The following is a 9,668-nucleotide window of genomic DNA, read 5'->3' as shown; positions in this document are numbered from 1 at the left end:
CATGTCGAGCGTGTCGATGCCCGTGCCGCCGTCGCTGTCATCGCCGAAATAGACGTCGTTGCCGTCGCCCACTGTCGCCACGATCACGTCATTGCCCGCGCCCGCCACCACAGTGTCGTCGCCGGCGCCGGCCGTGATCCGGTCGTCGCCCGTGYCACCGAAGATCCGGTCGTTGCCGGCCTCGCCATCGATCAGGTCGTTGCCGGCCCCGCCAAGCAGCACGTCGTCGCCGGCCCCGCCGAAGACCACGTCACGACCCTCCCCGGCATCGACGAAGTCGTTGCCATCGCCCGCCGAGATCGTGTCGTCGCCGCCCGCACCGATCAGGGTATCGTCGCCGCCCTGGCCGATCAGGTTGTCGGCCCCCGCCGCCCCGATCAGGACATCGCTCAGCCCCGTCCCGACATGCGTCCCGGGATTGGTGCCCGAACCGGGAGGCGGTGTACCCGTGCCAGCCCCGTCATCATCATCGTCGTCGTCACAGCCGCAATCATCGTCGTCGTCATCGTCGCCATTGCCGGCACCGTCGTCATCGTCGTCATCATCATCGTCGTCGCCATCATCGATGACCGGCATCTCCCCGGTGAAGGTGATCGAGTGGCTGCCATTCGACAGGGTCGTCGTACCGTCGCCATTATCGGTCGCCTCGTAGTCTGCCAGCGTCGCGCCATCCGGCAGCTCGATGACGTCCTGAGCCCGAAGCGAGCCAATGATCGTGTCATTGCCACCGTTTGACCTGAAGACGATGCGATGCGCAGAGCTCAGCGCCGAGATGTCGATCGTGTCGTTGCCGCTCGTGCCATCGATCGTGATGGTGTTCAGGTTGAGGCTGGTCTGGGTGAAATCGCCAAAGACCTGGATCGTGTCACCGGCGATGGTGGTGTTCACCGGACCGCCTGGAGGCGATGCGGGCGCGCCGTTGATCACGATCTCCTCGATCTCGGTCAGTTCGGCGATGATCGTCGCCGCCCCGGCCCCGACGCTTCGGGTGATCACGATCTCCGCCGTTCCGGTATAGCCGATCCCGCCAACGCCGGCGGCGGCGGCGCGGGTATAGACGCGGAATGTCTCGGCGCCGACCGCTCCGGTGATCGAGAAGGTGTCGCCGACGGAACCTTCGGTTCCGCCATTGACGACGTCGCGGCCATCGCCGACGGCCCAGGCGATGATATCGTCGCCCGCTCCCGCATGGATGGCATCGTTTCCGGCGCCACCGATGATCGTGTCATTGCCGGCAAAGCCGAAGATGAGCTGAGACCCGGCTCCGCCGAGAAGCGCGCCGTCGGCACCGTTCGTGCCCGCAACGACCTGCGTGTAGGTCGTCCCGCCGAACGAGAAGCGCTCGACACCGCTGATCGTGTCGGTGCCTTCGGCCGCGCCTGTCACCACGATCCGGCCGGTCCCATCCAGCGCGATGTCGTAGTCGGTGATCGGGCCGGCATAGACCGCAACATCGGCCGTGCCGTCGCCGCCGTCGAGCGTGTCGTTGCCGGCGCCGCCAGTCAGGGTGTCGTTTCCGGCGCCACCGATGATCGTGTCATTCCCGGCTCCGCCAGAGAGCACGTCATTGCCCGCACCGCCATCGATCGTGTCGTTGCCATCCCCGCCATCGACCGTGTCGGCCCCGGCCCCGGCATTGATGATGTCGTTGCCGGCCAGCCCGTTGATCGTATCGTTGCCGCCGCGACCATTGAGCAGGTTGGCGTCGGCGGTTCCGTTGATGACCTCGACCACCGCGCCATTGGTGTTGCTGCCGACCTTCGCCGTCACATCGGAGATTGCGAACTCCGCGAAACCGCGAGCATCGACATAGCTCACGACGCTCCGGATCAACTGGCCCGTGAGGGCGGCCGAGACGGTCAGACTGGCAGATGCTGCGCCAGCGATCGTGTTCCAGGTGACGCCACCATCCGTCGAGGATTGCCAAGCATAGCTGAAGGTGCCGAGGCCGTCGGCATCGCTGAGGCCAGAGGTGTCCGCGGTCAGCACGTTCTCGGTGCCCGTGATGGTCAGCGCCCCGGTCACGAGCCGGTTGAGGCTGACGGTCTGGTCCGCGAACTTCAGCGCCTCGATATTGAACAGCCGGTCGGATCCGTCAGACTGGCGCGCCCGCCCCGTGGTCGGATCGATCACCGCTGCGGACTGGGTGACATGCGTGACAGTGACACTGCCATCCTCATTGCGGCTGATCAGGTAATTGGCCGCGACATCCCAGTAAGCCGCAGTGTCGATATCGCCGGCCTGGTTTCCGTCGAGGATTTCGCGAACGATGTTGAGCTGATTTGGTATGATCTCACGGGAGAGCATCAGTTCTGGAAGAGAACGCCCGTTCCAATGCGCAACCGACGGGTCCGCATTGGTGATCGTGTCCGACAGCGTGTCGACCGTTGCGAGTTCATTGCCCTGGTCATCGCGGATGCTGATCCGCACGTTCAGCCAGGAGTCGCCGTCGATGATATCGTTGCCGGCCTTGCCTTCGATTAGATCGCTGCCGCCGCCGCCCAGCAGGATGTCGGAGGCGTCGGAGGTGTCCATGACGATGGTTTCGGTCTTGCCGGCAACCGTCACAGTCGTCCGGTCGAGATGCGCGACCAGCCGCTCCAGTCCCGCGATCAGCGAGAGGTTCTTCTCGAGCAGCGCGCTCGAATAGGAGTCGAGAGGCGCACCGGGGTCGACCTGCGTCGCATTGCCGTTTTCGTCGAAGGCGCCCATGACGACTTCGCGCCCGGTCAGCTTGTCGTTGTATTTCCAGCCCGACAGGCCCTCCACCAGGTCGAACCGATCGCGCAGGATGTTGTCCTGCTGGTTCTGGAAGATGGTCATGCCCATGTCGGAGTCAGCGGACTCGTTGTGGCCCTTGTGGATCGCCCAGTCGAACCCGGCCATGCCGTTATTGCGTTCGACGCCTTCGCCTTGGATCATGATATCGTCGCCCGACTCGGCGTCGTAATCATTGTCGTTGCCGCGGCCGTTGAGCACGTCATGGCCGATGATCGTCGAGTTGAAGAACAGCTCGGAGTTTTCGCCGGCCAGGGTGTCGAAGCTGTCCCCGCCCTCGATCCAGTCGTCCCCCTCGTTGCCGGCCAGGAAGCTGCCTCCCGTCCCGCCGCGGATGAAGTCATTGCCCTGGCCACCCGAGACGGTCTTGCCCTCGGTGCCGCCATAAATGAAGTCGCTGCCGTCCCCGCCGAAAATCAGGTCGAGACCGTTGCCGGGCGTGATGACGTCATCGCCGGCGTCGCCATGAATGACGTCGGCTGCGCCGATATCCGTGCCGCTGTCGGTGATGATGTCATTGCCGGCTCCACCATGCAGGTGATCGACGCCATAGCCGCCCTCGAGGCGATCATCGCCCGCCCCACCCCAGAGCGTGTCGTCCCCCTCGCCGCCGATCAGGATGTCGTTTCCGGCAGAGCCGCCGAGGACGACGTGATCGACGCCGGTATAGCGCAGATAATTGTTGTCGGCGCCAGGCGTCGCGGGATTGTCGCGGATGACCATCGGGCTAATGGCCTGCAGTACCGGGTTGGTATGCGTCGGGTCCGCCTTGCCGTTGAGGCCTAGGCCCGTGATCTGCTTGGTCGGGTCCATCTCGAGGATGTAGGTGGCCGTCTGGAAGGCTGCCCCGTTGATATGCGGCGCTCCCTCGGCCCCTGCATCCGTGTTGCGCATCAGGAGTTGCGCGAAGGAATCCGCCTCCAACTCGTTCAGCAGGTTCAGGCCCTGGGTCCGGCTCAGATAGTAGAACCGGTCGCCGGCCTGCAATTGCTCCATCTGGTACTCGAAGACATAGGTGAAGCTCGACCCCAGCATCGCGCCGAAGGCCATCTTCTTCTCGGCGAGCCCGCCGATCCAGAAATCGACTGCGTCGAGGCCTGTGATGGTCGCGCCATTGGCGGCATTCGCCCAGGCGCCCGTCCCGTTCAGGAACGCGATGCGATCGGCCGGCGCATTGGCCCCGCCCATGACCAGCAGGGTTGCGGCATCCCGCTTTTGTTCAAGCGTCAGATTGCCGAGCAAGGAGGAATGCGTGCCATAGGCTGCGATGAAGTTGATCAGCGAGGCCGGATTCTTCATCGAAAGCGCGAAATCGTACCAGCTCTCGTAAGGCTTCACGCGGCTGTCATGCGTGTCCTCGTAGAACTGGCGGCGGGCCTCATTGAGCGAGGGAATGCCGGTATCGCGAGCCCGCGCTATGTTGAGTGCGCCGAGGTCGAGCGGCAGGCCGACGAGATTGTTGCGCAGCGCATCGGTAATGTGCTCGTCGATCTCGTTTCCGACCTGCCGGGTCATCCCGGTCAGGATCGCCGCAGCCGCAGCCTCGGCCGTCGTACCGGCAGCATTGAAGGCAATCGGATTCAGGAAGGCGTCGAACAGTGCAATGTCCGACGCGACGGGATTGCCGTTCGCATCGAGCTTGAACATGTCGATCGTGTCGGTGAGCATCGAATGCCCGAAGCGATAGACGACATGGGCGAATTCGGCGACGATCCCGGCATCGATCACTGTGGTGTTGGAGAACACGAAGGGATCGACATCGGGAGCGATGGCACGCGCGAACTCCTCGAAGACGAGATGCTGATAGACCATCTCCGTCGAGAACCGGCCGGCCTGAAACAGACGCTCGCCATCCCAGACCAGCGCATCGATCTCGGCCTGCGATGTCGGCATCACCGTGACATCGGTCAGCAGCCACTCATTCAGGAACGCGACGTCTGCCCCCTCGCCTGTCAGCAACTGCGTCTTGATCTGGTCGATGCGCTGATTGTGCTCGTGGTGGAAAGTATGGTGGACCGAGGTCAGGCCGATATTCTCGTTGCCGCGACCATCGCCGACGATGAAGTGAGCATTGAGAAGTTCGTCGTCATAGGTTGTCGCAATCCCGAACTGGTTGAGAGCGATCTGGTTTCCGGCAACGGTATCATCGTCGGCAAGCACGAGAACGGGCGCGGTTGCCGGGTTTCGGTCATGATCGACCAGCCCGCCCGGCACCGCCGTGTGGGCAATGTCGTTCAGGAAGGCGCGGCCAKCCGACAAGGCGTCCGAGGCCACAGCCAGCGCGCCCGGATTTCCCTCGACGGAGCCCGTGCCGGTGCCGGTGACCAACTGCGGGAAGCCGGTGCCCCCCCGAATGAACTCGCCATAGAGGTCGGTCAGGATCGCCGGAACGCGCAGGACGTCCGCATCGGTCAGCAGGATGCCGAGCTTGGACGCAGCCTGTTCCTTGACGTCGGCCCAGGTCGGAGGGCCGCCATTCGCCCCCTCCAGCATGCGCCCGGTCGCGACGGGCTTGCCGTCCAGCATGGCGTATTCCCGCAGGAAGACCTGGTGGGACGGATTCGAGGTGTAGACCTGGTTCAGATCGATCCAGGGCGTCGTCTCRTTGTTATGCTCACGCACGTCATCGGCGGTACCCACCACACCGTCGGMGCCCGGCTGGTTCTGCGCGCGCGTCAGCACCATGAAATTGGTCGGGCTACCGGCGACGTAGAGCGGATCGTCGGGCTGGAGCGGGATATAGACCGTGCCGTTCCCGCCCTTGCTGACCAGATCAAGCCCATGATCGAAGAACTGGCCGAACAGCGTGAAGAACCCGTTGAACGGAGCGGTGTCGCCCAAATCGGGCGCGACGTTCGGGATAAGGACGGTGTCGCCCTGCATCGTGACGCCGAGCGCGTCCGTCATTGCGTCGTAGGCGACGTGCTTCTGCTGCACTTCGGCCGCTAGCGTCGCGGTTGCGACGCCGACGGCCGCCGCGGCAGCAGTGGCATTGCCTACGGCCGTGGCGAGACTTGCCTGCGCGGTGGCGAGCGCAGCCAGTGCCGGCCCGGTATCGCCCCCCTCTGCAACCGCCAGATCGAAAGCAGCCTGTGCCACAGCGACCTGACCCTGCGCTGGTCCGATTGCGCGTTGCGCAAGTGCAAGATTGGCGTTCGCCTGCGCGAGGCCGCGGTCAGCCGTCTCCCATTCCTCATAGGCCAACACGGCAGCTTCATAGACAGCCGCATGCGCCTGCAGGAACAGATAGGGGTCCTCGTGCCCAAGATTGGTCAGCGCGGAAATGATCGTGGCGGGATTGCCGATCGTCTGATCTGAAATCAGGTTCGAGATCACACGAGGCTGGGAGTCGTAGACGTTCCCGGAGGTCTGCTGGTAGCTCGTCGGTGCCCCGCCAGGCCCATTCTCTGCCGGGCGAAAGACCGGATCGAGCAGGCGCGGCATGGTCTGGTCGGACGACCCGACCCATTCCCTGCCCGGGATGATGTTGTTGTAGGTGCCGTCGACCGTGCGTAGCCCGTAGGGCACCAGCGGATTATCGACCAACTCGGTCAAGGGCGTCCCGGCCGTATGGGCCTCGGCGATCTTGATCTGCTTCAGGATGAACTCAAGGTCGTGCGTATTGAGCTTCATGATACCCTCGCTCCGCCCACGGTGCTGCGTTAAGACCCAAGAATTGCTTCTGCCGCACCGAGCGTCTGCCGTTGAGCCGCACGAAGGACTGTGAGCGCCCTTGCATGCGGCATTTCCGACGAACCGCCCGATTACGCTTCGTTAAGCAAAAGGATTGCTGGGTATGGGGTCGATTTGAAGAAGATAAGGTCGGCCAATATTCGGCGACTTACGGGCGTGGCACCGCGACGACCTTTGAACCGACGCTGACGCATCTGGGGGCGAGCTGGCTTACTAGACCTTCGACCAGTTTTCGTTCACTGCGGAAGTGATCCGGGCCGCTTGGCCGGTTTCGCTTGCAATACTGATGGATCGCGCTGCCAGATGGTGATCTCACAGTCATCAGTTTGAGCTAATCTCTGCGTGGAGACGTCGACGGGCGATATGCTGAAGCCGGTTCAGGACTTCGAGAGCAGTGACGTGATCACGGGCGTGCCGTTGCAGCACTTGCCCGCCGGGAAGGCCGCGCCACGACGCGCGACGCTGTCGGTGCAGTTCCTGATCGCCGGTGGCCTCGTCATGCAGATCGCCATGCTCGTGGCCGGCTATCTGATCACCGAGCTGGTTTCTCGTGAGGCGATCAGAAGCAAGGCAGCCTCGACCGCTTTGTTCATGCAGAGTCTGGTTGCTCCGGCCGTTCAGGAGCTTGCCACCTCCCAGAGCTTGTCGGCGGGGGYGATCGCACGGCTCGACCAGTTGTTCGCCGACGAGGCCGTGAAGCGCCGCTTTCCCTATTTCGAGGTCTGGACGCCGGATGGGGTCGTGGCCTACTCCAACACCCCCCAGATCATCGGCCATCAGTTCGACCGCCCCAACGGCCTGTTGCGGGCGCTGACGGGCGAGGTCACGGCCGACCATGCCGACCCTCGTGCAGGCGAGCATGTGATTCGGGGCATCAGGACCCGCTATCTCGAAATCTACAGCCCGATCCGGCTGGAAGGCTCTTCCCGCATCATTGCCGTTGCCGAAATCCACGAGCAGGCCGAGCCCTTCCGGGAGGAGCTTGCAGCGCTCAGACGGAGCAGCTGGCTGGTCATTGCCGCGGTTACGGCGGCGATCATGCTCGCCCTGTTCGGCATCGTCCATCGCGGGAGCCGAACCATCGAGACACAAAGGAAGGCCCTTGAGCGGCGCGTCGAAGAGACCGAACAGCTGCTGCTCGAGAACCGGCAGTTGTCCGACCGGCTGCAGCGCGCCTCGGCGCGGGTCGCGGAGCTGAACGAACAGTTCATCCGCGGGATCGGCGCGGATCTCCATGATGGCCCCGCCCAGTTGATCAGCTTCTCGATCCTGAAGATCGAGGACGCGCGCAACGCCAGAAGCAAGGCCCCGCGCGATCGCTCCCTGCTGACTATGCAGTCGGCGCTCGACGAGGCGATGCGCGAGATCAGGAGCATCTCCAAGGGGCTTGTCCTTCCCGAGATCGCCGACCTGCCGCTCCATATGGTTATCGAGCGGGCTGTGCGGGCACACGAAGCGCGCACGCGAACATCCGTAGCTCTCGCCACCACCGAGCTGCCTCAGCCGGTGTCGCATGCCGTCAGGATCTGCGTCTTCCGCTTCGTCCAGGAAGGGCTCAACAATGCCTATCGCCATGGCGGGGCAACAGGTCAGGAGGTGCGGAGCTGGATGGACGGAACGCTCCTGAATGTCTCGGTGGCCGACAGCGGAGGCGACTCTTCGTCTGCAGAGAAAGACCTTCCCAGCGCGGGCATTGGGCTCTACGGCCTGCAGGAACGGGTCGAGAGCCTTGGCGGAACATTGACGAAACGCCGCCTCGGTGACGGAGGCAATCTGCTCAAGATGACCCTGGACCTCAGTGGAGGGCTGCTCGTTGCGTGAACGAAAATCCATCGTTGTCGTGGACGATCACGCGATCTTCCGCGCGGGTCTGGTGCAGATCTTTTCGGGAAGTGGTGACCTGGAGGTGGTCGGCGAAGGTGCGTCGGCCGACGAAGCCTTCGAGCTAGTAGGAAGGCTCTCCCCGCAGGTCGCCTTGCTCGATGTGTCGATGCCTGGCGGCGGAATTGCCGCGGCGCGACGGATTCACCAGACATGGCCGCAGGTGAAAGTGGTCATGCTGACGGTCTCGGAGGAAGAAGACGTCGTGCTGCAGGCGCTGGACGCCGGCGCGTCGGGCTATGCCTTGAAGGGCGTCCCGGCCATGGATCTGATCGCGATCGTCAGGGCGATCACAGGGGGCGAATCCTATGTCCCTCCCAACATGGCCGTGCGCCTGCTGAGCGCGATGCGAGGGCAGCAGGAGGTCGACCCCGTCATCACCAAGATCGCAGCGCTTTCAGCGAAGGAAAACCGCACGCTACGCCTGCTCGGGCGCGGCTTCAGCAATCGTGAGATCGCCGAGGCGACGGGGGTGCAAATCCAGACCACCAAGTTTCACGTCTCGAACATTCTCGCAAAGCTCGGCCTCAAGAGCCGGGTCGAAGCCGCGCTGATCGCGCAAAAGCACCTCCAGGATTAGCGTCGTCGCAGCGCTGATCCTTCGCTGGTCACCTCGAGCCGTTTTCTCCCGCGAAGATGAGATCCCCGGTCGGGCCGTCGATGAGCTGCGGCAGCAATGCCTTCCAGGCCTCGATGAGTTCGCGGTAATAGCCCGGGTCTGGACGCAGAACCGTCTGGACGCCCATGCCGCGAACCAGGCAAAGCGTCAGATTGAGGATGATGCGCGCTTGCTGCGGCGGGCGCTTCTGCGGGTCGCAAAACTCCGACCAAATGCCGTCGAGCACCTGATGGAAGCGCTTCACCACCGGAATCATCCGTTCGCACAGCTCCGGATCGTTGCGTGCCTCGGTGATCATCTCCAGCGAGAGATAGAAGAACCGGCCCGAGAAGAGCTGCCACAGGAACTCGACGAACCCCTCGAGCGAGATCTTGCCGCTTTGGACCTCGTCGGCCACGGCCCTGATCTGCCGAGTGCCGTCCTCGAGCAGTTCCTCCATGGCGGCGAGGACGATGTCGGCCCGCGCTGGGAAATGATGCAGCAAGGCGCCCCGCGAGACATTGGCCCGGGCGGCGATCTCCTGGGTGGTGGCGGCGTGATAGCCGACCTCGAAGATCTCATTGAGCGTCGACTGGATCAGCCGCTCGCGCGTCATGATGCTGCGCATCTGCTGCTGCCGCTCTGCCTTGCTCACCTTCTCCTCCTCGGGCTCGACATGGCCGCCCTCGCCTCGCCGGCGTTCGGCGATACAGTATTA

Annotated in this window: 4 protein-coding genes; 2 read left to right on the top strand and 2 right to left on the bottom strand. The window is 63.7% G+C overall.

Annotation, left to right across the window (positions count from 1 at the left end):
• Nucleotides 1-6,411, bottom strand: a 6,411-nt coding sequence (locus AC1DRP_RS13535) for a peroxidase family protein (RefSeq protein WP_476768721.1), incomplete at its 3' end; no start/stop codon positions are given.
• A 402-nt stretch (nucleotides 6,412-6,813) separates the two neighbouring features.
• On the opposite strand from AC1DRP_RS13535, the gene AC1DRP_RS13530 reads away from it, so the two are divergent.
• Together AC1DRP_RS13530 and AC1DRP_RS13525 are read left to right on the top strand one after the other, a co-directional pair.
• Nucleotides 6,814-8,292 (top strand): sensor histidine kinase, encoded by a 1,479-nt coding sequence (locus tag AC1DRP_RS13530; RefSeq protein WP_476768720.1) that lies wholly within the window; start codon nucleotides 6,814-6,816, stop codon nucleotides 8,290-8,292.
• Nucleotides 8,285-8,932: a response regulator gene (locus AC1DRP_RS13525; protein WP_441505592.1), complete on the top strand. Its 648-nt coding sequence runs from the start codon at nucleotides 8,285-8,287 to the stop codon at nucleotides 8,930-8,932. Before AC1DRP_RS13530 ends, AC1DRP_RS13525 begins: the two co-directional genes overlap by 8 nt.
• A 28-nt stretch (nucleotides 8,933-8,960) precedes the next feature.
• On the opposite strand, the gene AC1DRP_RS13520 is transcribed toward AC1DRP_RS13525, so the two are convergent.
• Nucleotides 8,961-9,605 carry a TetR/AcrR family transcriptional regulator gene (locus AC1DRP_RS13520; protein ID WP_476768719.1) on the bottom strand — a complete coding sequence of 215 codons (645 nt, stop codon included), beginning with the start codon at nucleotides 9,603-9,605 and terminating at the stop codon, nucleotides 8,961-8,963.
• Nucleotides 9,606-9,668 lie beyond the last annotated feature (63 nt).

Source organism: Allobosea sp. 01N443 (assembly GCF_056399325.1).
This window is presented reverse-complemented; position numbering and strand designations above follow the sequence as displayed.